This is a genomic window from Crossiella sp. CA-258035 (assembly GCF_030064675.1).
Taxonomy (GTDB): domain Bacteria; phylum Actinomycetota; class Actinomycetes; order Mycobacteriales; family Pseudonocardiaceae; genus Crossiella.
Genome location: NZ_CP116413.1, coordinates 8,710,438 through 8,732,835 on the forward strand (window position 1 = coordinate 8,710,438; position 22,398 = coordinate 8,732,835).

At 71.6% G+C, this 22,398-nt stretch carries 23 protein-coding genes, 3 tRNA genes and 1 pseudogene; 10 read left to right on the forward strand and 17 right to left on the reverse strand.

Annotation, left to right across the window (positions count from 1 at the left end; all coding sequences use genetic code 11):
• Positions 1 to 61: 61 nt before the first annotated feature.
• Both N8J89_RS39490 and N8J89_RS39495 read right to left on the reverse strand, forming a co-directional pair.
• A complete protein-coding gene (locus N8J89_RS39490) occupies positions 62 to 751 on the reverse strand; it encodes an ABC transporter ATP-binding protein (RefSeq protein ID WP_283661963.1) in 690 nt (229 codons plus the stop codon).
• Complete coding sequence (locus tag N8J89_RS39495; protein WP_252483446.1) at positions 748 to 1,272, reverse strand: PadR family transcriptional regulator; 525 nt, start codon at positions 1,270 to 1,272, stop codon at positions 748 to 750. Before N8J89_RS39495 ends, N8J89_RS39490 begins: the two co-directional genes overlap by 4 nt.
• A 120-nt stretch (positions 1,273 to 1,392) precedes the next feature.
• On the opposite strand from N8J89_RS39495, the gene N8J89_RS39500 reads away from it, so the two are divergent.
• The gene (locus tag N8J89_RS39500) at positions 1,393 to 2,055 is read left to right on the forward strand and encodes a D-alanyl-D-alanine carboxypeptidase family protein (protein WP_283661964.1); all 663 of its coding nucleotides are present in this window, start codon (positions 1,393 to 1,395) and stop codon (positions 2,053 to 2,055) included.
• Positions 2,056 to 2,138: 83 nt separating this feature from the next.
• Here the strand turns inward: N8J89_RS39500 and N8J89_RS39505 are convergent, their stop codons facing one another.
• Entirely contained in the window at positions 2,139 to 2,510 is a 372-nt protein-coding gene (locus N8J89_RS39505) for a VOC family protein (protein ID WP_283661965.1), read from the reverse strand.
• 18 nt (positions 2,511 to 2,528) lie between these two features.
• Positions 2,529 to 3,788, reverse strand: a complete 1,260-nt coding sequence (locus tag N8J89_RS39510; protein ID WP_502868387.1) for a DUF445 domain-containing protein — start codon at positions 3,786 to 3,788, stop codon at positions 2,529 to 2,531.
• A gap of 45 nt (positions 3,789 to 3,833) precedes the next feature.
• Between N8J89_RS39510 and N8J89_RS39515 the strand changes: the two genes are divergently transcribed.
• Entirely contained in the window at positions 3,834 to 5,009 is a 1,176-nt protein-coding gene (locus N8J89_RS39515) for a pyridoxal phosphate-dependent aminotransferase (RefSeq protein ID WP_283661966.1), read from the forward strand.
• Here N8J89_RS39515 and N8J89_RS39520 read toward each other — a convergent pair.
• The 3 genes from N8J89_RS39520 to N8J89_RS39530 are packed head-to-tail and all read right to left on the reverse strand — an operon-like array spanning position 4,946 to position 7,931.
• A complete protein-coding gene (locus N8J89_RS39520) occupies positions 4,946 to 7,021 on the reverse strand; it encodes a CHAT domain-containing protein (RefSeq protein WP_283661967.1) in 2,076 nt (691 codons plus the stop codon). The two genes, N8J89_RS39515 and N8J89_RS39520, sit on opposite strands and share 64 nt — an antisense overlap.
• Positions 7,018 to 7,410, reverse strand: coding sequence for a hypothetical protein (locus N8J89_RS39525; RefSeq protein WP_283661968.1), 393 nt, complete (start codon positions 7,408 to 7,410; stop codon positions 7,018 to 7,020). The genes N8J89_RS39520 and N8J89_RS39525 overlap by 4 nt, the downstream gene beginning before the upstream one ends.
• Positions 7,407 to 7,931: an RNA polymerase sigma factor gene (locus N8J89_RS39530; protein ID WP_283661969.1), complete on the reverse strand. Its 525-nt coding sequence runs from the start codon at positions 7,929 to 7,931 to the stop codon at positions 7,407 to 7,409. The genes N8J89_RS39525 and N8J89_RS39530 overlap by 4 nt, the downstream gene beginning before the upstream one ends.
• 342 nt (positions 7,932 to 8,273) lie before the next feature.
• Between N8J89_RS39530 and N8J89_RS39535 the strand changes: the two genes are divergently transcribed.
• Positions 8,274 to 9,152 (forward strand): hypothetical protein, encoded by an 879-nt coding sequence (locus N8J89_RS39535; protein WP_283661970.1) that lies wholly within the window; start codon positions 8,274 to 8,276, stop codon positions 9,150 to 9,152.
• Between the two features lie 303 nt (positions 9,153 to 9,455).
• On the opposite strand, the gene yczR is transcribed toward N8J89_RS39535, so the two are convergent.
• Complete coding sequence (gene yczR, locus N8J89_RS39540; protein WP_283661971.1) at positions 9,456 to 10,901, reverse strand: MocR-like transcription factor YczR; 1,446 nt, start codon at positions 10,899 to 10,901, stop codon at positions 9,456 to 9,458.
• A 62-nt stretch (positions 10,902 to 10,963) separates the two neighbouring features.
• On the opposite strand from yczR, the gene yczE reads away from it, so the two are divergent.
• From yczE to N8J89_RS39555, 3 genes are read left to right on the forward strand one after another with little or no spacing between them, the layout of a single operon-like run.
• Complete coding sequence (yczE, locus tag N8J89_RS39545) at positions 10,964 to 11,611, forward strand: membrane protein YczE (protein WP_283661972.1); 648 nt, start codon at positions 10,964 to 10,966, stop codon at positions 11,609 to 11,611.
• Positions 11,612 to 11,647: 36 nt separating this feature from the next.
• A complete protein-coding gene (locus N8J89_RS39550) occupies positions 11,648 to 12,496 on the forward strand; it encodes a protein phosphatase 2C domain-containing protein (protein WP_283661973.1) in 849 nt (282 codons plus the stop codon).
• 17 nt (positions 12,497 to 12,513) lie between these two features.
• Positions 12,514 to 13,407, forward strand: a complete 894-nt coding sequence (locus N8J89_RS39555; protein WP_283661974.1) for a helix-turn-helix domain-containing protein — start codon at positions 12,514 to 12,516, stop codon at positions 13,405 to 13,407.
• A gap of 36 nt (positions 13,408 to 13,443) precedes the next feature.
• Here N8J89_RS39555 and N8J89_RS39560 read toward each other — a convergent pair whose 3' ends face one another.
• From N8J89_RS39560 to N8J89_RS39590, 8 genes and pseudogenes are all read right to left on the reverse strand, one after another.
• Positions 13,444 to 14,817 (reverse strand): proprotein convertase P-domain-containing protein, encoded by a 1,374-nt coding sequence (locus tag N8J89_RS39560; protein ID WP_283661975.1) that lies wholly within the window; start codon positions 14,815 to 14,817, stop codon positions 13,444 to 13,446.
• A gap of 108 nt (positions 14,818 to 14,925) precedes the next feature.
• A pseudogene (locus tag N8J89_RS42045) lies at positions 14,926 to 15,096 on the reverse strand (hypothetical protein); the annotation flags it as partial.
• 270 nt (positions 15,097 to 15,366) lie between these two features.
• Positions 15,367 to 15,440 (reverse strand) — tRNA-Phe (locus N8J89_RS39565).
• Positions 15,441 to 15,476: 36 nt separating this feature from the next.
• Positions 15,477 to 15,550: transfer RNA gene (locus tag N8J89_RS39570), tRNA-Asp, on the reverse strand.
• Between the two features lie 29 nt (positions 15,551 to 15,579).
• A tRNA-Glu gene (locus tag N8J89_RS39575) sits at positions 15,580 to 15,652 on the reverse strand.
• Positions 15,653 to 15,923: 271 nt separating this feature from the next.
• On the reverse strand, positions 15,924 to 16,682 hold the full coding sequence (locus N8J89_RS39580) for an SCO6745 family protein (protein ID WP_283661976.1): 759 nt from the start codon (positions 16,680 to 16,682) through the stop codon (positions 15,924 to 15,926).
• Between the two features lie 11 nt (positions 16,683 to 16,693).
• Positions 16,694 to 17,323 (reverse strand): ScbR family autoregulator-binding transcription factor, encoded by a 630-nt coding sequence (locus tag N8J89_RS39585; RefSeq protein ID WP_283661977.1) that lies wholly within the window; start codon positions 17,321 to 17,323, stop codon positions 16,694 to 16,696.
• A gap of 262 nt (positions 17,324 to 17,585) precedes the next feature.
• Positions 17,586 to 17,825: a hypothetical protein gene (locus tag N8J89_RS39590; protein ID WP_283661978.1), complete on the reverse strand. Its 240-nt coding sequence runs from the start codon at positions 17,823 to 17,825 to the stop codon at positions 17,586 to 17,588.
• A gap of 192 nt (positions 17,826 to 18,017) precedes the next feature.
• Here N8J89_RS39590 and N8J89_RS39595 point away from each other — a divergent pair, with 192 nt between their 5' ends.
• The 4 genes from N8J89_RS39595 to N8J89_RS39610 all read left to right on the forward strand — a co-directional run bounded on the left by N8J89_RS39595 (position 18,018) and on the right by N8J89_RS39610 (position 21,473).
• On the forward strand, positions 18,018 to 18,314 hold the full coding sequence (locus tag N8J89_RS39595; RefSeq protein WP_252483461.1) for a metal-sensitive transcriptional regulator: 297 nt from the start codon (positions 18,018 to 18,020) through the stop codon (positions 18,312 to 18,314).
• Positions 18,315 to 18,370: 56 nt separating this feature from the next.
• Entirely contained in the window at positions 18,371 to 18,580 is a 210-nt protein-coding gene (locus N8J89_RS39600) for a heavy-metal-associated domain-containing protein (RefSeq protein ID WP_252483462.1), read from the forward strand.
• Between the two features lie 80 nt (positions 18,581 to 18,660).
• Positions 18,661 to 20,865 carry a heavy metal translocating P-type ATPase gene (locus tag N8J89_RS39605; protein ID WP_502868523.1) on the forward strand — a complete coding sequence of 735 codons (2,205 nt, stop codon included), beginning with the start codon at positions 18,661 to 18,663 and terminating at the stop codon, positions 20,863 to 20,865.
• A 305-nt stretch (positions 20,866 to 21,170) separates the two neighbouring features.
• Positions 21,171 to 21,473 (forward strand): hypothetical protein, encoded by a 303-nt coding sequence (locus tag N8J89_RS39610; protein ID WP_247755390.1) that lies wholly within the window; start codon positions 21,171 to 21,173, stop codon positions 21,471 to 21,473.
• A 32-nt stretch (positions 21,474 to 21,505) separates the two neighbouring features.
• Here the strand turns inward: N8J89_RS39610 and N8J89_RS39615 are convergent, their stop codons facing one another.
• The gene (locus N8J89_RS39615; RefSeq protein WP_283661980.1) at positions 21,506 to 22,219 is read right to left on the reverse strand and encodes a LuxR C-terminal-related transcriptional regulator; all 714 of its coding nucleotides are present in this window, start codon (positions 22,217 to 22,219) and stop codon (positions 21,506 to 21,508) included.
• Positions 22,220 to 22,398 lie beyond the last annotated feature (179 nt).

The window sequence follows — 22,398 nt, forward strand, 5'->3', positions numbered from 1 at the left end:
CTTGTCCCTTTTGCCTGTACCCCTCACGCGGCACTTCCAAACCTGTTCCGGCGCAACGGGATCAACCCACCAGCTCGACGTCGCGGGTCCGGCCGTCGCGCACCACGACCTCGCGGTCGGAGTAGGCGGCCACCCTGGCCTCGTGCGTCACCAGCACCACCGCGGCCCCAGTCTCCTTGGCCGCGGTGACCAGCAGCCGCATCACCCGCTCGCCGTTGAGCGAGTCCAGCGCGCCGGTCGGCTCGTCAGCGAAGATCACCCGAGGTCCGGTGACCAGCGCGCGGGCCACCGCGACCCGCTGGCCCTGGCCGCCGGAGGTCTCGCCGGGCCGCTTGTCCCGCACGTCGGCGACCTCCAGCCGCTCCAGCCAGTCGGTCGCCTTGGCCTCGGCCTCCTTGCGCTTGATCCCGCCCAGCCGCAGCGGCAGCGCCACGTTCTCCACCGCGGTCAGCTCCGGCACCAGCTGGCCGAACTGGAAGACGAAACCGAACTCGGTGCGCCGCAGCGCGCTGCGCTCGGACTCGCCCATGGCCGACATCTCCCGGCCGCGGTAGGTCACCCGGCCCGAGTCCGGCACCAGGATCCCGGCCAGGCAGTGCAGCAGGGTGGACTTGCCGGAGCCGGAGGGCCCCATCACGGCGACCACCTCGCCGGGGCTGACCTGCATCCCGGCCCCGTCCAGCGCCGGGGTCGGGCCGAAGGTCTTGTGCAGGTCGAATCCGGCCAGCAGCGGCCCGTTCACGTTGGTCATGCCCCGACTTCCTTCGCGAGCTGGTGCAGGCGGGCCGCGGTGAGCTCCAGCCACCGCAGGTCGGCCTCCAGGTGGAACAGCGCGTGGTCGCAGATCAGCTGGTCGGCGAGGTCACCGGCGCTCTTGCGCTGGGTCAGCTCGCGCATCAGCCGCAGGTGCTCGGCGCGCTGGGTGTCCAGCAGGTCGGTGGCGCTGCGGCCGGAGAGCAGGGCCAGCACGACCTTGGTGTAGAGCGTGTTCTGCAGGTACGGCTCCGGCTTCTCCGGCGTGGCCAGCCAGGTGCCCACATCGGTGATGCCCGCGCCGGTGATCGCGTACCGCTTGCGCTCGGGACCCTCGCCCTGCTCGACGCCCTCGACCTGGACCAGGCCGTTGCGGAGCAGGCGGGACAGCGTCGAGTAGACCTGCCCGTAGTGCAGCGGGCGGTCCTGCCCAAAGCGCTCGTCATAGGCGCGTTTGAGGTCGTAGCCGTGCCGAGGACCGCCTTCCAGCAGCCCGAGCAGGGTGTGTCCGATTGACATGACGGCGACTCTACACGGTGGGTATACACACACTCTATACATGACCCGAATAGGACATTCGGGCCAGCATGCAACCCGCCGCCCGGCCGCGCGCGTATCAGCGGCGAGAGGAGGTCGCGCGTGCGACGGAAGATCATCGGCTTGGCCCTGGCGATCGGCCTGACCGGCGCCCTGCTCGGCGTGCTGGGCACCACCGGGGTCTGGCAGGACGCGGCCGAATGGGCCGGCCTGGACGCGGCGGCTGCCACCACCAGCCGCACCAGCCCGCCGCCCGCGCAGACCTCGGTGGAGGTGGTGACCGTGCCGGACAACCCGGCCCGGCCGCCGAACACCCCGGGTCCGCAGCCGGAACCCCAGCTGGACAAGAACGGCAAGCCGGTCTGCGCGGTGGACCCGAGCTACTTCGACAAGAAGGTCGACGGGCTCAAGGACGCGGCCGAGCAGGCGTGGAAGCGGGCCAGGCAGGCGGCCTGGGAGGCCGGGCTGACCCTGTGCGTGCACGACGGCAAGCGCAGCACCGCGGCCCAGCAGGCCGAGTTCGACGCCGCGCTGGCCCTGCACGGCAGCGTGGCCAAGGCCCGGCAGTACGTGTTGCCACCGGAGCAATCTCTGCATGTGAAAGGACTCGCGGTGGACGTGCAGCCCCGGGCCTCGGCAGCATGGTTGGAGCGGACCAGGGGCGAGTTCGGCTGGTGCAGGCGCTACGCCAACGAGCCCTGGCACTTCGAGTACTCCGCCGGCTACCAGAGCGGCGGCTGCCCTGAGCTGCTGCCGCACCCGTGAGCTGCCGTCGGCGTGGTCGCCCCCCGACATGCCAGCGGCATGGCTGGACCGCCCGGACTTTCGTGCCGGGCGGTCCGGTCCTTTCAGTCGGTGACCAGGCAGAACGGGTGCCCGGCCGGATCGGCGTAGACCCGGAAGCCGTCCTTGGACGTGCCCTGCACCTCGCCCAGGGCCACCGCCCCGCAGGCCAGCGTGCGCTCGTGCTCGGCGTCCAGGTCGGCCACCCGGAGGTCCAGGTGCAGCATCTGCGGGCGGGGGCCGCTCGGCCAGGTCGGCGGCTGGAAGTCGGGGGCGAACTGGAAGGCCAGTCGCACCCCGTCCGGGCCGTGCAGCTTCAGGAAGTCCTCCCGCCCGGTGATCTTGTCCCAGCCGAGCAGCCTGCCGTAGAACTCGGCCAGCTCCCTCGGGTCCGGACAGTCGAACACGGTCGACTCCACGCTGATGCCAGCGGCCATTCCTGATCTCCCTTTTTCCTAGAACAACAGCTGGGACAGGGTGTGGATGCCCAGTCCGGCCAGCGCGCCAACCACCGTGCCGTTGATCCGGATGAACTGCAGGTCCCGGCCCACCTGGAGCTCGACCTTGCGCGCGGTCTGCTCGCCGTCCCAGCGTTCCACCGTGTCGGTGATCAGCGTGACGATCTCGGCCTGGTAGTTGGTCACCAGGTACACCGCCGCGCCTTCCAGCCAGCCGTCCACCTTGGCCCGCAGCGCCGCGTCCTCGCCGAGCTTGCGGCCCAGCGTGCGCAGGCCGTCGCGGACCCGGACCCGGAACTCGCTGGAGGGGTCCTCGGCCGCGTTGAGGATCATCTTCTTCGCCGCGCCCCAGGCCGAGCCGACCAGGTTCTGCACGTCCGGGTGCTCCACCACCTGCTGTTTGACCGCCTCGGCGCGGGCCATGGTGTCCGGGTCGTGCTGCAGGTCGTCGGCGAACTCGCCGAGGAACTTGTCCAGGGACAGCCGGACCGGGTGGTCGGGCTCGGTCTTGACCGCCCAGGCAAAGGCCAGCAGCTCGTTGTAGACCTTGTCCGCGACCAGGCCCTCGACGAACTTCGGCGACCAGGACGGGGCGCGGTCGGAGACCAGCGACTTGAGGGTCTGCTCGTTGGTCAGCACGTAGTCGTAGGCGCGGTCGAAGAGCAGGTCGACCAGCTTGTGGTGGGCGCCGTCGGTGAAGGTCTGGCCGAGCAGCTTGCCCAGCGGCGGCCCCCACGGCCGGTCCACCACCTTGCGCAGCACGGCTTGCTCCAGCACCGCCTGCACGTCCTCGTCGCGCAGCACGGTGACCGCGCCGCGCACCGCGGTGGCCAGCTCCTCGGTGACCCGCTCGGCGTGGCCGGGCGCGCTGAGCCACTGGCCGAGCCGCCCGGCGATGCCGACCCGGCTCAGCTTGTCCCGCACCACCTCGGTGGAGAGGAAGTTGGCCCCGACGAAGTCGCCGAGGCTGGAGCCCAGCTCGTTCTTGCGGGTCGGGATGATCGCGGTGTGCGGGATGGGCAGCCCGAGCGGCCGCCGGAACAGCGCGGTGACCGCGAACCAGTCCGCGAGCGCGCCGACCATGCCCGCCTCGGCCGCGGCCCGCACGAATCCCACCCAGGTCGGCGCGCCAGCCGACTCCTGCCAGCGCGCGAACAGGTAGATGACCACCGCTCCGAGCAGGAACGAGGTGGCCACGGCCTTCATCTTGCGCAGCTCGGCGCGCTTGACGCGTTCGGCTGGTGTCAGCTCTTGCACACCTCCGATTGTGGCTCAGCCCGGTGAAGTTGCAGGATCACTCCCGTGACCATTCCCGCTCTCGTCTCCCGGCTCCAGCCGTTCACCTCGACGATCTTCGCCGAGATGACGGCGTTGGCGCAGCGCACCGGCGCGGTCAACCTGGGTCAGGGCTTCCCCGACACCGACGGTCCCGCCTCGATGCTCGCCGCCGCCCAGCAGGCGATCGCGGACGGGATCAACCAGTACCCGCCCGGTCCCGGCCGCCCCGAGCTGCGCGCCGCGATCGCCGAGCACCGCGCGGGCCAGTACGGCCAGGAGTTCGACCCGGACACCCAGGTCCTGGTCACCGTGGGCGCCACGGAAGCGATCGCGGCCAGCCTGATCGCCCTGGTCGAACCGGGCGACGAGGTCATCCTGATCGAGCCCTACTACGACTCCTACGCCGCCTCGGTCGCCATGGCAGGCGGCGTGCGCCGCGCGGTGGCCCTGCGCCCGGACCCGGAAACCGGCCGCTTCACCCTGGACATCGAGGCCCTGCGCGCCGCCGCGGGCCCGAAGACCAAGGCGCTGCTGCTCAACACCCCGCACAACCCCACCGGCACCGTGCTGACCGACGCCGAGCTGGCCGAGATCGCCGAGCTGGCCCAGCGGCACGACTTCCTGGTGATCTCCGACGAGGTCTACGAACACCTGCTCTACGACGGCCGCGCGCACCACCCCATCGGCACCCTGCCCGGCATGGCCGAGCGCACCCTGACCATCTCCAGCTGCGGCAAGACCTTCAACGCCACCGGCTGGAAGATCGGCTGGGTCTGCGGCAGGCCGGACCTGATCGCCGCGGTCCGCGCTGCCAAGCAGTTCATCACCTTCGTCGCGGGCGCCCCCTTCCAGCCCGCCGTGGCGCACGCCCTGCGCACCGAGCTGCCCTGGGTGAAGAACCTCCGCCAGGACCTGCAACGCAAACGCGACCGCCTGGCCGGGGGCCTGTCCGACGCGGGCTTCAAGGTCCTGCCCAGCGAAGGCACCTACTTCATCTGCACCGACGTCCGCCCCCTCGGCTTCGACGACGGCGCCACCCTCTGCCGCGAGCTCCCCGAACGCATCGGCGTGGCCGCCATCCCGGTCCAGGTCTTCTGCGACGACCCGGCCACCGCCCGCCACCTGGTCCGCTTCGCCTACTGCAAACGCGACGAGGTCCTCGACGAAGCCCTGCTCCGCCTGGCCAAACTGACCTCCTGACCCACGCAGACGAACCCCCGGTGCCCGTGCACCCGCTGCACCGCGGCCAACGCGGCCGCCGGGGGTTCGGCGCGCAACCGCCGGTGCAGCTCCAGCATCAGCGCGCCGGTGCCGGCATCAGCCACGTCCAGCACACTCGCCACCACCACCCCACACCCCCGCCCCAGCGCCCGCCCAGCCCCGCACGCGGACAACACCACCGGCCCAGCCGCCAGCCCCAGCAACTCGGCCACCCGCAACCGCCCATCGGCCAGCTCCAGCCCCGCGCCCTGCTGACGACCGTGCGCGGCCACGTGCACCAGCCCCGCCTCCGCCACGGCCCGCAAGGTCCGCGCCACGGTCGCCCGGAACCCGGTGAGCAGGCGGCCGCCGAACTCCCGGTGCAGCTCCCGCACCTCGGCCTCGGCCCCCGGCAACCCCGGCCCCGCCACCCACAACGGCTCCCCGCCCCGCACGCGGCCCGGCCCCCAGCCCGGCGGCAGCACCGAGACCTCCCGCCCAGCCAGCGAGGGCAACCCGTTCCACGGCACCCCGGCCAGTTCAACCGGCGCCAGCACCAGCACCGGCCCGGAACCCAGCTCCGGCAACAGCAACCGCTCCAGCCGGGCCACAGACCCACTGCCCAGGCGCACCCCGGCCAGCTCCCACTCGACCTCGCCCAGTCCGGCCATCCGCCGCACCCGGCCCGCGCTGCCGACCCAGACCTCTCCGCGGTGCACGAAGTACTCCAGCGTCCCCAACGCCCCATCACCCCGGCACCGCCGAGCCCAGCGCAGCGCCGCCCCAGCATCGCCACTGGCCAACGCGGCTCCCAGCCCGATCTCGGCCAGCTCCGGATCCCACCCGGCCCGCAGCCCCCTCCGGCACACGGCCAGCACCTCGCCGGCACCGGCCAGCTCCGCCCGCGCCCGCCACCGCCCCGCGCCGCACACCTGGCCGAGCAGCTTGCGCCCCAAGGCTTCCCGCCCGTCCCGCCGGGCGGCCCGCCCCGCGACCAGCCGCAGCTCCTCGGCGTCCTCAGGCCACCCGGCCCGCGCGCACAACGCGGCCACCCGGCCCGCCGCCGACCACCGCGCGGGTGTGCTCCCCACCGCCAACGCCGCCCGCAGCGCCAGCGCCCTGGCCAGCGCCGCCCACCCGGGCCGCCGCTGCTGCCGGAACAGCTCCACCGCGGCAAGCGCCGCGGCCTCGGCGGCCCGGAAGTCCTTGTCCCGCAACGCACAGCGCGCCAACGCCACCTTCGCCTCAGCCAGCTTCCGCCCCTTCCCCGCCGCCGCGAGCAGCGCCACCGCCTTCCGCAGCACCGGCAGCGCCTCCGCCGGTTCGAGCGCCTCGGCCCGGTCGAGCAACATCTCCGGATGCCGCAGCGGATCCGCGCCCGCCCGCTCGGCGGCGTCGAACAACCGGAGCGCCGCAACGGGATCCCCCTCCCGCAAGGCCGCGAACCCCTGGTTGTGCACGCACACCGCGGCCCGCTCGGTCAACCCGAGTCCGGCCAGAACCCGTTCCGCCGCAGCGAAATCCGTCCGGCCACGAGCCGCCTGCCCTCGGTAGCAGGCGTCCGCGCCGCGCACGATGAGCGCGTTGGCCAGCCACCGTGGCGCTGCGTCCAGGCCCGCCACGGCCGCGGTCAGCTCCGTCTCCGCCGGTTCCCGCAACGCGAACAGCGCCGCCCCGCGCAGGCACCGGGCCTTGGCCAGCTCGATCCCGCGCAGTCCGACGGCCCGGTCCAGTTCGGCCAGCGCCGCTCTTGGGCGTCCCCGGTCGACCGCGAGCCAGGCCCTGGCCAGCCGCACCGACGCGGTCAGCCCGGTCAGCCCGGCCCGTTCCGCCGCGGCCAGGGCCAGCCGGGCGTGCCGGGCGGCCGGGTTGGGCTCGCCCAGCTCCACATGCGCGAGGCAGGCCGCCAGCCGCAGGCTCACCAGCTCGGCGCCTCTGGCCGTCGGCAGACCGGCGACGGCCTGGCGCAGCACCAGATCGGGCTCGGTCGCGGCCCGGTCGACCAGGCTCACCACGTCAACCACTCCCCGACCAGGAGGGCCTCGCCGTGCACGCGCAGGCTCAGCGGGCCGTGCGGCACGCCCTCGATGGTGAACCGGCCAGTCGCGTCGATCTCGGCGAACCAGGAGCCGTCCGGGGTGCGGGCCTCGATCCTGCCCGCGGTGCCGGTGACCACGCCGGTGAGCGGGTCGCCGAGCTCCACCCGGACCGTGATGCCGTAGGCGGACAACACGATCAGGTCCGCACCGGCGCGCATGCCCTGTTCCACCTCGCGCAGCCGGAGGCCATGGACTGGCGGCAGGTTCCCGGCGGCCCTGGCCGCGGCGAGGACCGCGGGTGGCAGTGGGTCGGTGGCGGAGACCGTCTGGGTGAGTTCGGCGAAGAGGTCGTCGTCGGTCATCCCGCTGCTCCCAGCTCGCCGACCAGGCGGCGGCGCAAGGCGGCCAGGCACCGGCCTCTGGTGGGGCCGATGCTGCCCAGTGGCATGGCCAGCAGTTCGGCGATCCGGGTGTACGGCAGGTCCGGGGCGTAGGCGGCGATCCAGAGCAACTGCCTGCAGCGCAACGGCATTCGGGCGAAAGCTCGCCAGAGCCGGCCCGCGCGGTCGCCTTGGACGACCAGGTCCGCCGGGTCCGGGGCGCGGAAGCGGTCCAGGTGTGCCACGCGGCCCAGGGTGTCCAGGTCGAGGGGGTGTTCGCGGTGGCGGGCGGCCAGGGTGCGCAGCGACTCGCGGCGGGCGGTGGTGACCAGCCAGGCCTGGACGCGGTCCGGGGCGGTCAGCGCGTGGCGGTGTTCGGCCAGTTTCAGCCAGGTGGTCTGGCTGACGTCGGCGGCTTCCTGGTCGTCCAGGCGGTGCGAGCGGGCGACCGCCCACACCAGCCTGGCGTAGCGGTTGATGAGGTCCTGCCACTCCGGGTCCATCGGCTCTCCCCTGCGTCGGCGACTCGGCAGGCACTTGGAAGCAGCGGGGGCGGTCCGGGATCCGTCAGCCGCCCGAAGGCGTTACCGCGGTCACTCGCCCGGATGACACTTGCCCTCGGTGACTGGGCACCGGTTGGCCAGCTCGGGAAATCGCTTGCCTACCTGGTGTTATCGACGCAGGGTGATCGTTTGGCGCACGTCCGGAGCAACACGACCCACCTCCGGGTGGAAACCGGTCAGTACGCTCGCGCATACCGGCAAACGGGCCAACCATGGTTGACGAACCCAGGAAGAGATCTGTCTTTCCTTCAGTCGTCCGGTGATCGGTAGGTGGTGGTGACGGTGACCAGCGCCGGGGCGGTGCGCAGCCGGGGAGAGAGGCTGCGCGTCGTTGCCGTCCGGCTGGCCATTGCCAGCGGCCTGGCTGCGGCCGCCTGGCTGGCCGGAGCTGTCGCCGCCCATGCCGACGAGTCACCGGCCCGCGCAGACGTTCTGAGCCCGTCGACCGTTTCGGAAGTCCAGGAGCCGGCCAAGACGGATGCCGTCGCGCGGGCCGGTGGCCTCGGCGCACGCATCACCGAGCGGGTCACCGCCCGGCTGGACCGCCCCGGCACCGCGCTCCGCGGCACCGCTACCCCGCTGACCAGCCACGACGAGGCCGACGCCAGTGGTGGCGGCATGGTCGCCGTCGGCTCCGACGAGGTGCGGCCGCTGCCCGAACAGGACGGTCCGGCGCCGGCGCCGATCAGGTCGACCCGCACCGCGAAGTCCGCCGAGGGGTCGGTCAGCGCGGTCCGCCCGCCGCGGCAGGCCCCGCCGCCACCACCGCCGCCGGTCCAGCAGCCCGCGCCGGTTGAGCCAGTCGTCGAGCCGGTGGTGGTGGAGACGCCGCCTGCCGCGCCCGTGCTGAGCTCCCGCCCGATGGTCACGGTCCGCACGGTCGAGCCCAAGGCCGCCGAGCCGCCGGCCGGCACCAGGCCCAAGCAGGACGACGGGCCCGACCTGCCCATGCCCGATCCGCGGAAACCAGCCCCCAGCGCGCCGTCCTCGGCCTCGCTGGGCGGCACGGCTTCCGACAACGGTGGTGCCCGTGGTGCCACCGCCCTGGTCACCGCCCCGCTTCCGCAGCTGCCGAAGCCGAGCCTGGTGACCGTCGAGCACCCGCGCAACGCGGGCTCGCCGAGCAACACCCCGGGCCTGCCGCCCACCTCGCCCGACTGACTGAGTCGGTAACACGCCACCGGTGTGCGCACAGCCAGTGACGGCTTGCGCCATCCGAGCGGCATTCCTGGCGCGGCCGTTTCGCCGCACCTGCGTTGAGCAGGGACAACCACCCGCGTGAAGCAGTGATCGGCGCTTCGTTGCCGCAGTTGCCGGATTTCCCGAGCAACGCCGACGAAGGAAGCCAGCGTCCTGTGGACACGCCCCCGATCTCCCAACCGGCCGACCGCGCCCGGCCGTGTTGGGTGCGCAGCCCCGGTACCGCGTTGCCCCCGCGGTACCGGGGCTCCTTATTTGCCCAGGTCAGGTCACTGCGAGTAGGTCGTCGGCGGCACCGGTGAGGGTGGCGGCGGCGCGGGCCAGCCGGTTCGCCGCCTCGGTGAGCACCGCGGGCTCCTGGGCGAAGGACAGCCGCAGCCACCGCTCCAGACCGCCGTTGACCCCGAAGCGGGGGCCCGGCACCAGGTGCAGGCCGTGGTTGATCGCGGCGGCGGCCAGCCGGGTGCTGATCGGCCCGTCCAGCTCGCACCACAGGCTCAGCCCGCCGGCCGGGCGGCGCACGGTCCAGGCGGGCAGCCGGGCCCGCAGCGCGTCCACCAGGACGTCCCGCGCGGTGGCGAAGTGGGCGCGCCTGCGGGCCAGCAGCGGCTCGGGGTCGGTGAGCAGCTCGGTGAGCACCAGCTGGTCCAGCACCGAGGAACCGAGGTCGATGGAGGCGCGCACCCCGGCCAGCTGCCGGATCAGCTCCACCGGTCCGCGCAACCAGCCCAGGCGCAGGCCGCCCCAGAGCATCTTGGACGCCGAGCCCGCGGTGAGCACCAGCCCTTCGGCGAAGGCGGCCAGCGGCGGTGGGCCGTCCAGCGGGTCGCCGTCCAGGTCCAGCTCGGCCAGGGTCTCGTCCACCAGCGCCAGCGTCCTGGTCCGGCGCAGCGCGGCGGCCAGCTGCTCCCGGCCCTGCGCGGACAGGCGCAGGCCGGTCGGGTTCTGGAAGTCCGGGATCAGGTAGGCCAGCCGGGGCGCGACCTGGCGCAGGGTGGCCTCGATGCCGGGCAGGTCCCAGCCGTCCGGGGCCATCGCCACCGGCACCGGCTGGGCGTGCGCGGCCCGGATGCCGTCCACCGCGTTCGGGTAGGTCGGGTTCTCCAGCAGCACCCGCTGGCCGGGCATGACCAGCAGCCGCAGCGCCAGTGCCAGCGCGTGCTGCGCGCCCGAGGTGATCATGACCTGGTCCGAGCCGGTGGGCAGGCCGCGCCGGGTGTAGCGCTCGGCGATGCGTTCCCGCAGCACCGGCAGCCCCATCGGGGCGTAGCCGGGGCCGCTCAGGTACCCGGGCAGGCGCAGCCGGGCCGCGTCCACCGCGGCGGCCAGTTCGGCAGGCGCGGCCGGGGTGGCCTGGGCCAGGTTGATCGTCTCGTCCTCCGGCAGCGAGGTGAACCCCTGCGGCCCGAGCTCCTTGCCGGGCAGGGTGATCCAGGAGCCCGCGCCGCGGCGGCTGGCGATCAGGTCCTGTTCGCGCAGCCGGTCCAGCATCGCGGTGACCGTGGTGCGGCTGAGGTTGAGCGCCTGGGCCAGCTCCCGTTCCGCGGGCAGCCGGGTGCCCGCGGGCAACCGGCCCTCCAGCACCAGCAACCGCAGCGCGGCGGCCAGGTCGGCGGACTGGCCCCGGTTCGGCCCGTCGCGCCAGCAGCCGAGCAGGTCGGCGAGGTGCGGCGCGGAGATCCGGCCACCGGTGGGCAGTGCCTGGCTCATGTGGGCCAATTTTTCCACTTTGGCCCTCGAAGTAAAGGCCAATCCCGGCAGAGGATGGCCGCATGGCCTCCCCGACGATCCCCCTGCACCCGCTGCCCGTGGCGGACCGGCCGCTGCGGCGGCTCAGCCAGCTGCTGGCCGGGCTGCTGCTCTACGGCGCGAGCATGGCGCTGATGATCAGGGCCGGGCTCGGCCTCGACCCGTGGGACGTCCTGCACGAGGGCCTGACCAGGCACATCCCGGTCAGCTTCGGCACCGTCACGGCGATCACCGGGGTGATCGTGCTGCTGGGCTGGATCCCGCTGCGGCAGCGGCCGGGCATCGGCACGGTGGCCAACGTGGTGCTGATCGCGGTCGCGGTGGACGCCTCGCTGTACCTGCTGCCCGCGCCTTCGTCCTGGTGGCTGCGCGCGGTGTTCCTGGTCTCGGCGATCGTGCTGAACGGCCTGGCCACCGCCGCCTACATCGGCGCCCGGCTCGGGCCGGGGCCGAGGGACGGGCTGATGACCGGGCTGTGCGCGCGCACCGGCTGGTCGATCCGCCTGGTGCGCACCGGGATCGAGATCACCGTGCTGGCGGTGGGTTTCCTGCTCGGCGGCACGATCGGCATCGGCACCCTGCTGTACGCGATCACCATTGGTCCACTTGCCCAGTTCTTTGTGCCGTTCGTGGCGCTGCGTACTCCGGCTGAGTGGAAAACCGAGCGGTAGCAGGCTTTTCCGGGTTTTCGCATTAGGGTCCCGGACGTGCCGGCGATCGAAATGGCTGAACGAGCAGGGGTCCAGCTGACCGGCGGGTCCGCCGAGAGCGAGGACCGCATCGTGGTCCTGCCGAACGCGGTGGTGCTGCTGGACGGCGCGACCCAGCTGGAACCTGGGCGCCACACCGGCGGCTGGTACGCCGAGCGCCTCGGCGACCGGCTGCGCCGCGAGCTGACCGCGCAGCCCGACATCGACCTGGCCGAGCTGCTGGCCGCCTGCATCAGCCAGGTGGCCGCCGACCACGGCCTGGAGCCGGGCAAGGCCCCCTCCAGCACGGTGGCGCTGCTGCGCTGGGACGACGAGCGGGTGGACGCCCTGGTGCTGGCGGACAGCCCGGTGGTGGCCTTCACCGTCGGCGACGTGCACGTGCTCTCCGACACCCGGCTGGCGAACCTGGCCGTCCCGCGCCGCACTGGCTATCGCGACCAGCTCCGCGAGGGCGCGGGTTTCTCCACCGGCCACGCGGACGCGCTGCGCGCCTCGGCGACCGAGGTGGGCCAGTGGCGCAACCGCCAGGGCGGCTTCTGGGTGGCCGAGGCCGACCCGGACGCGGCCAAGCAGGCCATGCGGGCGAGCTGGATGCGGGACCAGGTGCAGGCGATCGTGATGGCCAGCGACGGCGTCTCCTGCGGCGTGGACGACTACGGCGTGTTCGCCGACTGGACCGCGCTCTACGACCAGGCGGTGCAGGACGGCCTGCACACGGTGCTGGACGCGGTGCGCAAGGCCGAGGAGTCCGACCCGGACGGCCGCAAGTGGCCGCGCCCGAAGCGGCACGACGACCAGAGCCTGGTCGTGGTGCACTTCGACGACGACTGGTTCCCCCGCTTCTGAGCACCTACGCTCCCAGCATGCCGCCGGAGCACCAGCCGGACCCGTTCGCCACCGCCCTGCGCGCCGCGATCGCCGGCCGCGGCCTTGGCCTGCACCGCATCCGCGAACGCCTGCGCACCAGGGGCATCACCATCTCCGCGGCCACCCTCAGCTACTGGCAGTCCGGCCGCAGCCGCCCCGAGCGCCACGAGTCCCTGACCGCCCTGCACCACCTGGAAGAGGTCCTGGAAGTCCCCCGGGGCTCGCTGACCACCCTGCTGGGCCCACCCCGCCCCCGCGGTCCGCACCGGCTCACCGACCCGCCGGACATCGACGCCTTCTGGCCGGCCCCCACCGAGGTGGCCGAAGCCCTCACCGAGATCAACACCAGCTGGGACACCCGCCTGACCCGCCTCAGCCAGCACGACACCATCCACATCGGCCCGCACCGCGAGGAGCTGACCTCCGTCTCCCGCCAGGTGCTCAGGGCCAACGCCGACGGCCCCGACCGCTGGGTGGTCATCCTGCACCTGGACGAGCACGACCACCCCCTCCCCGAGGTCCGCCCCCTGCGCCACTGCACCCTGGGCCGAACCTCCGCAAACCCCAGCACCGGCCTGCTGACCGCCGAGCTCCTCTTCCCCAAACCCTTGCGCCGCAACGAAACCATCATCACCGAACACGAGCTCCGCAACCACGCCCCGCACCCCACCGCCACCAACTACGAACGCAAGTTCCGCCTCCCCGTCCGCGAGTACGTCCTGGAAGTCCGCTTCGACCCCACCTGCCCCCCAGCAACAATCACCCGCAGAACAACAACCCAAACCACCACCCACGAGGACCAGGTCCACCTGGACGAACTCACCTCAGTCCACGGCGTGGCAACGGACTTCGGCCCCGGAACCTACGGCTTCCACTGGACCTGGCCGTGAAAAACGGGGCGCCCCAACAAGGAGCGCCCCGTCCCATCACACCGAGATGGACCAGCTGCTCAAGGTCCCGGTATCCCCAGCCCCGTTGTCCCCGATCCACAACACCCAGTTCCCCCCAGCCTGCTCCGAGGTCCGCACGGTAAAGGTCCGAGACCCCGGAAACGCATGACACTCGAACCCGCCGGCCCGGTGCAGCGAGTAGTACCGCCCAGAAGGCCCCACCAGGTTGATGTTCAGGTCCTCCTGACAAGTGTGCGAGGCATTCACCACCACGGTCACCGGCACCGCGGCCACCCCACCGGCAGTGGACCGCACCGGACTGACCGCCACCGCGAAGTCCCGAATCGGATAAGCGTTGGCATTGCTGAAGGTCCGAGCCCCCGCATCCCCCTTCGCCGTCCGAGCCGTCACCGCCGCACTGGCCCCCGACCGGTTCCCGGCCGCATCCCGAGCCCGCACCACAAACGAGTACTCGGTATCCGCGGTCAGCCCGGAAACAGTCGCCGAGGTCCCCTCCGCACTGGCCACCACCGCGTCCCCGCGATACACGTCGTACCCAGTCACCCCAACGTTGTCAGTCGCCGCATCCCAAGCCAGCGCAACAGAGGAGGACGTGCTCCCGGTAGCCCGCAGGTTCCCCGGCACCGAAGGCGCCTCGGTATCCCCACTACTCCCACCGGTCACCAACGTCAGCCCCCACTTCTTCAACGCCTCGCCCACCGGCTGGAAGATCGACTGGTTGTCAGCCCCACCCGGCTCACAGGACGACTGCCCACCCGAGTGCAGCCCCACAGCCTTGTCCCCAACCAGCCACCCCCCACCAGAGTCCCCACCCTTGGAACAAGCAGTGGTCGTGGCCAACCCCTCGATGACCACGTTCCCGTAGTTGATCGTCTGATTGACCGCCGTAACCCGCCCACACTGCCACTTCGACGTGTTCCCCGAGTGACACACCGCCTGGTTGACCACCGGCTCCACAACCCCCGCCACAGTGACCGCAGCCCCACCCCACGTGTTCACCGCCGGAGACAAACTCCACCCCGGCTCGGTAACGGAAACAACCCCCATATCCCCTTCACGGGCATTGACACTGCGCGAACCCCCAAAGTTGGAAGTCCCGATCCGATTCTGCTGCCCAGACTGCCCATAAGCAGCCTGATTGACATCATTGGTGCAATGCCCAGCAGTCAAGAAATGCTTCCCCCCACCAGAATCCGTAGCCCCAAACCCCACAGAACAGTTGCTCTCACTCCCCGGCCACCACGGATTCCCCGTCCGCACCTCACCACCCTGCTGCACCGGCGCAGCAGCATCCACCACAACCCGCACAGCCTCGCCAAACGCCCGCACGCGCTCGACGACGGAGGCATCAGCGGACGCGATGGTGCGCACCACCACCTGCGCACTCACGGGATCGATACCCCAGGAGGTCACCCCGGTGGGTCCGACGGCAAGCTCGCCAACCCGCCGAGCCACCCCATCAAGCTCAGCCCGCCCGCGCGGCATCACTTGAGCGCGCCCCCCGGCCCGCCGAACCTGAGAAGCAGTGGATTCATCACCAACAGAAACCACAACCTCCCCACTGGCAGGATCAATCCATTTACCAATAACACCACCGCCTTCAGGCGCAGCCGAAGCGTAGGCAGGAAGTGCCAACAAAAGTACAACCGCGGGGATAATCGCCCTCATCACAGGGCTCCTCTCAAAGCAGGGAGCCCAAAGCTAGAACGCCACCCCAAACAACCGGCAGACCAAATCCGCGTTAACAGTTAACCAACGAGCATTAACCGTTAACACCTGTGGACAACCTGTGGATAACCCGACCACGCAAGCCCACGCGCAACCACGCTGGTTCGGCACCGCTCGCACCGTGGGGGTCCGGGGGGCTCGGCCCCCCGGGTCGAAGACCACCGAAAAAAGCGAAGCCCCCCGCGGGCAAGCAGGGGGCTCCCATTTCGGTGGCCAGGGGCGGGGTCGAACCGCCGACCTACCGCTTTTCAGGCGGTCGCTCGTACCAACTGAGCTACCTGGCCGAAAGGGGTCCGCTCCACGGAGCGAACCCCTTCGCGCGACCCAGACGGGACTCGAACCCGCGACCTCCGCCGTGACAGGGCGGCGCGCTAACCAACTGCGCCACTGGGCCTTGCTGTACTGCCGTCTTGCTGTGTTGCGTACCCCCAACGGGATTCGAACCCGCGCTACCGCCTTGAAAGGGCGGCGTCCTAGGCCACTAGACGATGGGGGCCAGGATACTTCTGACTCAGTGAATCAGAACTTCTCCCGCACCTCCAACGGCTTTCCGTTGGGAGCATGGATAGCTTAGGGGGCTGGGGGCGGAAGTTCCAAATCGGGGGTCCTGAAACGCTCCTACCAGCCCCAACAGCTCCCCGCCAACCGCGACCGGCGATCAAGTCCAGTCCGCTGACAGGCCGAAGTCACCCATCCGAGCCGCCAACCCCGGATGGAGCAGCGGCCAGCGAACTCTTGTGAGTTCCGCCACTGCTCCATCCACCAGGTCACGGGGTCGGCAGCGCTAGCATCAGTTCCCGGAACTCGGCCAGCTCGGCCTCGGACAGCGTGGCGGCCAGGGTCTGGCCCATCGCCTCGTCGGTCAGGTCCTCGGCCTGGCGCCAGCGGCGCGGCAGGTCGGGCTTGGCCTGGGTGGCGGCGATCAGCGCGTCGGCCTCCTCTTCCTGCCAGGCCAGCCTGGTCATGATCTGCTTGCCGCTCTCCGGGTTGACCGCGAGCGCCTCGTCGATGCCGATGCCGCAGGCCCGCAGCGCGCAGAAGTGCAGGCCGCCGCGGTACTCGCGCAGCAGGTTGAGCGCGTGCGCGAGCCGGGCCGGGGCGTCCTCGGGCCGGGTGGCCTCGCGCCAGCCCGCGAACAGCGGCAGGTTGCCGGCGTCGGCGGCGTCGCTGACCTGGAACAGCAGTTCGGCGGTGCGTTCGGCGGCCGGCACCTCGGCCAGGGCTTCCCGGCCCCACTCCCAGCAGGCCGCGGAGTAGGCGGCGACCGCGGCCTTGGCCGGCAGCAGCTGGGTGACCTGCGGGATCACCGCGTGCATCAGCCACTTCGGGAAGATCCCGTACAGCTCGGCGACCACGGTGGACGAGGGGTCGCCGAGCACCGCGGCGCGGCCGCGGAAGTACAGGCCGCCCCTGGGTAGTTCGAGCGCCTTGGTGTGCGCGTTCATCTGGGGCGAGGTCATGAAGACCCCGCCGAGCTTCACCAGCGGTTTCCGGGTCGCCGCTGCGACCTCGGCCGGACTGGTCACGTGATGCCTCCTCAGCCCCCGAACCCGGGGGCGGTTCGCCAGTCGGTCAGCCACTCCTCGGTGGCGATGGCAGGCAGCAGCACTCGCCACGCCTGCTCCATCCGGGTGACGTAGTCCGCGTACCCGGTGAGGGCCGCGGCGATCTCCCGGTTACCAGCGAACACGGCGTTGAGCACCCGCGCCACTGCCACCGGGTCGGCACCGGTTCGCAGCAGGCCCTCTTCCCGCGACCGCTCCAGCAGCGCGGTCAGCAGGGACTCCCAGTTCAGGTACTGCGGGCGCAGGCCGGAGGCGTGCAGCTCGGGGTCGGTGGACAGGCGCACGCCCGCGCGCACAATGGGGTCGTTGGAGATCAGCTCGACGGCCTGGGTGGTGGAGCCGATCAGCGTGCGCAGGGCGTCCAGGCCGCGTTCGTCCCAGCGGCGGGTGAGCTCCGGCCAGATCGCCTGTTCGGCCGCCATGATGGCCGCGGCCAGCCCGATCTTGGACGGGAAGTGGAAGTAGAAGGCCCCCTTGGACACGCCGCTGCGCTCCAGGATGAGGCTGAGCGGGACAGCGGCATAGCCGAGCCGGTCGAACTCGGACGCGGCGGCGACCATGATCGATTCTCGGGTGACCTGGGCCCTGGGCTGCTGGGGCATGACGGCTCCGGTGATCACTTGCGGTACCGCAAGCTACCGCCTCGGACCGCCCGCGCGCAGCCTCCCACCACCGGGTGAAACGAGGTCACGCTGTGCTGTCCGCGACACCGTGAAACAGATTCATTGCCGGATAAGCCGACCGCTCGGTATGTTCCGGCCAGGCAGCCCGAGGCGGGCGCCGGGGGGTGTGCGTCTCGGGGGTCCGGGGCGTGGCTTCTCGGCCACGTCCCGGCCCAGCCCAATCGTTTGTCGCGAAGCGCCCCTACCGGCGCACCGGCGGGATGCCGTCCTCCTCACTGGGCACGAGTCCCAGCATGTCAAGCAGCATGCGGCAGTCCTCGGCGCCCAAAGCGCCACGGGCCACGGCCATGCGCGCCCTGTGCACCTGTTCCGCGGAGATCCGGGATGGTTCTCCGTTCCGCGGCAGCGGCACCCCGCTGCCCTTGGCAACCGTGTCGTCCTGCTCCCACAGGTACTTCCGCACCTCGAGCGACCCGTGCATGGCGCCTCCCCGACGTTGGCTTCGCAGGCAGGCTAGCTACTGGCTCTCGCCCTCACAGCCCCCCGCAGAGTGATTCATCCAGAACCCTGTGTAATCAACGGTTGGCAATCTGTCTCTTGACAGGACAAGCGTTCTGTGAGCCGGGCCACCCTGCGGCGATTTACCCCTACCCCCTAGGGGTATGCTTCGAGCATGGCCGAGGAGCACAGCCACCCGTACAGCAAGCGCAAGGACGCCCACCTGCGCCGACTCCGTCGAGTCGAGGGGCAGGTCCGCGGACTTCAGCGGATGGTCGACGACGACACCTACTGCATCGACGTGCTGACCCAGGTGTCCGCGGCGACCAGGGCGCTCCAGGCATTCGCCCTCGAACTGCTCGAGGAGCACATGGCCGGCTGCGTGGTCGAGGCCGCGCGCACCAGCGACGAGGCCGCCCAGGCGAAGGTCCGCGAGGCCGCGGACGCGATCGCCCGCCTGGTCAAGTCGTAGCGAACGTCCCCGCCGCCGCGTCCGTACCAAAGACATACAGAACTGAAGGAGCACGCATGTCCGTCAGCACCACCTACACCGTCACCGGCATGACCTGCCAGCACTGCGTCAGCTCGGTGACCGAGGAGCTGTCCGAGGTCGCCGGGGTCACCGGCGTGACCGTGGACCTGCCCACCGGCGCGGTGACCGTCACCAGCGAGCGCGAGCTGGCTGAGGCGGAGGTCAAGGCCGCGGTGACCGAGGCCGGTTACCAGCTCGCGAGCTGATTTTTGTGGCAGGACAGCGGAGGGGAGCGGTTGTGACCACCACGGAGGCCGGTCAGCGGATCGAGCTGGCCATCGGCGGGATGACCTGCGCGGCCTGCGCCGGGCGGATCGAACGCAAGCTGAACAAGCTCGACGGCGTGACCGCGACGGTCAACTTCGCCACCGAGAAGGCCACCGTGGCCTGTCCGGCGGGCCTGGACGTGGACACGCTGGTGGCCACGGTGCAGACCGCCGGGTACACCGCGACCCCGCCGCAACCGTCCACTGTGGACGATTCGGCTGATGCGCCGGAGGACACCGACGAGCGGGCCGAGGAGCTGAAGGCGCGCTTCGTGATCGCCGCGCTGCTCGGCCTGCCCGTGGTGCTGCTCTCGATGGTCCCGGCGCTGCAGTTCCCGTTCTGGCAGTGGGTGGCGCTGGCGCTGACCTCGCCGGTGGTGCTGGTCTGCGGCTGGCCGTTCCACCGCACCGCCGCGGTGAACCTGCGGCACGGCGCGACCACCATGGACACCCTGGTCTCCATGGGCGTCGCGGTGGCCTACCTGTGGTCGGTGTACGCGCTGATCTGGGGCGGCGCCGGGATGCCGGGCATGGTGCACGAGTTCAGCCTGCTGCCGCGCGAGTCGACCACCGCGGACATCTACCTGGAGGTCGCCGCCGGGGTGACCGTGTTCCTGCTGCTGGGCCGCTGGCTGGAGGCCAGGTCCAAGCGGCGCAGCGGAGCGGCCTTGCGCGCGCTGCTGGCCTTGGGGGCCAAGGACGTCGCGGTGCTGGCAGACGGTCGCGAGCGCCGCGTTCCGGTGGAGTCGCTGGCCGTTGGCATGCGGTTCGTGGTGCGGCCGGGCGAGAAGGTGGCCACCGACGGGGTGGTCGAGGAGGGCACCTCGGCGCTGGACCGGTCGATGCTGACCGGGGAGTCGGTGCCCGAGGAGGTCGGGCCGGGCGCCCAGGTGGCGGGCGGCACGGTGAACGCGGGCGGGCGGCTGGTGGTACGCGCCACCAGGGTCGGCGCGGACACCCAGCTGGCCCAGATGGCCCGGCTGGTCGAGCAGGCGCAGGCGGGCAAGGCGCAGGTGCAGCGGCTGGCCGACCGGGTCTCGGCGGTGTTCGTGCCGGTGGTGCTGCTGGTCGCGGTGGGCACGCTGGCCTTCTGGCTGCTGTGGGGCGCGGGCGCGTCCTTCGCGCTGACCGCGGCGGTGGCCGTGCTGGTGATCGCCTGCCCGTGCGCGCTCGGGCTGGCCACGCCGACCGCGCTGCTGGTGGGCACCGGGCGGGGCGCGCAGCTGGGCATCCTGGTGAAGGGGCCGGAAGTCCTGGAGTCCACCCGCCGGGTCGACACCATCGTGCTGGACAAGACCGGCACGGTGACCACCGGCGTGATGACGCTGGCCGGCGCGGTGCCCGCCGAGGGCTTCGACCGGGCCGAGCTGCTGCGGCTGGCCGGGGCGGTGGAGGCGGCCTCGGAGCACCCGATCGCGCGGGCCATCGCCGAGGGCGCGAGTGCCGAGGCAGGCGAGCTGCCCGCGGTGACCGAGTTCGGCAACAACGAAGGCCTCGGCGTGCAGGGACAGGTGGCCGGCCGGGCCGTGCTGGTCGGCAGGCCGCGGCTGCTCGCCGAACGCGGGGTCGAGCTGCCCGCCGAGCTGACCGAGGCGGTGCGGGTGGCCGAGGCCTCCGGGCGCACCGTGGTGGCCGCGGCGGTGGACGGCGCGGCGGCCGGGCTGCTGATGGTCTCCGACACGGTGAAGCCGACCAGCGCGGAGGCGGTGCGCAGGCTGCGCGAGCTCGGGCTGCGGCCGGTGCTGCTGACCGGGGACAACGCCACGGTGGCCGCCGCGGTGGCGGCCGAGGTGGGCATCCCGGCCGAGGACGTGATCGCCGAGGTGCTGCCCGCGGACAAGGTGGCCGCGGTGCGCGGCCTGCAGGAGCAGGGCCGGGTGGTGGCCATGGTCGGCGACGGGGTGAACGACGCCCCGGCGCTGGCAGCCGCTGACCTGGGACTCTCCCTGGGCACGGGCACCGATGTGGCCATCGAGGCCGGTGACCTGACCCTGGTCCGAGGGGACCTGCGGGTGGCCGCGGACGCGATCCGGCTGTCCCGGCGCACCCTGGGCACCATCAAGGGAAACCTGTTCTGGGCCTTCGCCTACAACGTGGCAGGTTTGCCTCTGGCCGCGGCCGGGGTACTCAACCCCATGCTGGCCGGCGCGGCGATGGCGTTCTCCAGTGTGTTCGTGGTCACAAACAGCTTGCGCTTGCGGAAGTTCCGGTCTTGGGCGGAGTGAGATCGGATTTACTCCACACTGTGTCCAAACCTGGACACCAAGTGTTCACAACGCCGTTTTGGTGAATAAGTACGCGCGCTAAACAAAAAAATTCGACGCCATCACTGGGCACCGACGAGTGAGCATGCAACAATCACTTTGCTGACACACCCCCGGTCAGCGCCTGTGGAGATCCCCTCCGGCCCCCGTGCTCCTCCCCCTGGCGCGGGGGCCTCTCCATGTCAATAGGCCGTTCGCGGCGTTACACACTGACGGGTAGCTCACAAGCCTCGAACTTCCTTCATCAGTTCGTTACCGTGTCTGCCGTGCTTCTCAGTCGATCGAAGAACGGCCGTCATCGCCCGGCTCCGGCAGCCGAGACCGAGCTTCTCGCCCCCGACGCGGAGTTGGACAACTACCTCGCCGCCCTCGCTCCCGAGGCCGACGTGGAGACCACGGCCACCGGCCGCCGCTTCGGCAACGCCGAGGTCCACCAGCTCCGGCTGAGCCTGATCGCGAACGAGCAGCTCCGTGAGCTCGCCGCGCAGCGCCAGACCTCGCCGATGGCCCTGGCCCAGGAGTGGGTCATGCAGCGCCTCGACTGGGAGTTCCGCCAGCAGGCGCACTGAAACCTTGTTCGGCGCGTTGAGCATCCCGAGCCTCAGCGCGCCGCGACCGCCCTGGTCGCAGGCACCAACCGCACCACGTCGTCACCAGCGGCTGCCTCCCCGAGCAGTCCGGCCTGGTAGGCCAGGGCCACCGCGTGCGCCCGGTCCCGCGCGTCGAGCTTGCGCAGCATCCGCCGGACGTGGGTCTTCACCGTCTCCTCGGAGACCTCGAGCCGGTGCGCGATGTTCTTCGCGGTGAGCCCGTCCGCGATCAGCCGCAGCACCTCGAACTCCCGCTTGGACAGCGCGGTCCCGTTGCCCCGCTGGGCGCCGACGACCCGGCCAGGCGCGAGCAGGGGGGCCAGCGAGGGGTCCACGTACAGCCCCAGCTCCACCGCCTGGCAGATCGCCTCCGGGAGCCGGGCCGGGTCCAGTTCGCGCGGCAGGAAGCCCTTGGCGCCGCTGCGCCGGGCCACCTCCACCTCACCGGCCAGCCGCGCGCCGGGACGGAACAGGGTCACCACCGCCAGGTTCGGCTGCATCCCGGCCAGCATCCGGCACAGGTGCGCGCCGGGGTCCAGCTCGGAGTCGATGAGCAGCACGTTGGGCTGGGCCGCCCGGCAGAGCTGCACGGCGCTGCCCGGCGAGCTGGCCGCGCCCACCCACTGCACCCTGGGGTCGCGACCGAGGACCGCGGCGACACCGTGCTGGAACAGCGGCACGGAGTCGATCTGGGCGACCCGGTACGCGCCGACCCGAGCCCTCATGCCGGCGGCACGTGCACGCAGTGTCACTGGATCCACGGCGGTCCCCTTTCGACGTCTTGCCTTCTTGGAGTCGCCTCACACCCGATCGTGACGCCACCTATGGAGGTAGTCGGGTTCGACGCGGGGTTCTGACGTTGGAACCAGCACTTCCAGCCACTCGTTGTCACTCGATTAGAGGA

What these genes read in the sequence shown, in the direction of transcription:
- N8J89_RS39490 (WP_283661963.1), bottom strand. Translation starts at nt 751, where the DNA reads ATGACCAACGTGAACGGGCCGCTGCTGGCCGGATTCGACCTGCACAAG.
- N8J89_RS39495 (WP_252483446.1), bottom strand. Translation starts at nt 1,272, where the DNA reads ATGTCAATCGGACACACCCTGCTCGGGCTGCTGGAAGGCGGTCCTCGG.
- N8J89_RS39505 (WP_283661965.1), bottom strand. Translation starts at nt 2,510, where the DNA reads ATGGCCGCTGGCATCAGCGTGGAGTCGACCGTGTTCGACTGTCCGGAC.
- N8J89_RS39525 (WP_283661968.1), bottom strand. Translation starts at nt 7,410, where the DNA reads ATGACCGACGACGACCTCTTCGCCGAACTCACCCAGACGGTCTCCGCC.
- N8J89_RS39530 (WP_283661969.1), bottom strand. Translation starts at nt 7,931, where the DNA reads ATGGACCCGGAGTGGCAGGACCTCATCAACCGCTACGCCAGGCTGGTG.
- yczR (WP_283661971.1), bottom strand. Translation starts at nt 10,901, where the DNA reads ATGAGCCAGGCACTGCCCACCGGTGGCCGGATCTCCGCGCCGCACCTC.
- yczE (WP_283661972.1), top strand. Translation starts at nt 10,964, where the DNA reads ATGGCCTCCCCGACGATCCCCCTGCACCCGCTGCCCGTGGCGGACCGG.
- N8J89_RS39555 (WP_283661974.1), top strand. Translation starts at nt 12,514, where the DNA reads ATGCCGCCGGAGCACCAGCCGGACCCGTTCGCCACCGCCCTGCGCGCC.
- N8J89_RS39585 (WP_283661977.1), bottom strand. Translation starts at nt 17,323, where the DNA reads ATGCCCCAGCAGCCCAGGGCCCAGGTCACCCGAGAATCGATCATGGTC.
- N8J89_RS39590 (WP_283661978.1), bottom strand. Translation starts at nt 17,825, where the DNA reads ATGCACGGGTCGCTCGAGGTGCGGAAGTACCTGTGGGAGCAGGACGAC.
- N8J89_RS39595 (WP_252483461.1), top strand. Translation starts at nt 18,018, where the DNA reads ATGGCCGAGGAGCACAGCCACCCGTACAGCAAGCGCAAGGACGCCCAC.
- N8J89_RS39600 (WP_252483462.1), top strand. Translation starts at nt 18,371, where the DNA reads ATGTCCGTCAGCACCACCTACACCGTCACCGGCATGACCTGCCAGCAC.
- N8J89_RS39605 (WP_502868523.1), top strand. Translation starts at nt 18,661, where the DNA reads ATGACCTGCGCGGCCTGCGCCGGGCGGATCGAACGCAAGCTGAACAAG.
- N8J89_RS39615 (WP_283661980.1), bottom strand. Translation starts at nt 22,219, where the DNA reads ATGAGGGCTCGGGTCGGCGCGTACCGGGTCGCCCAGATCGACTCCGTG.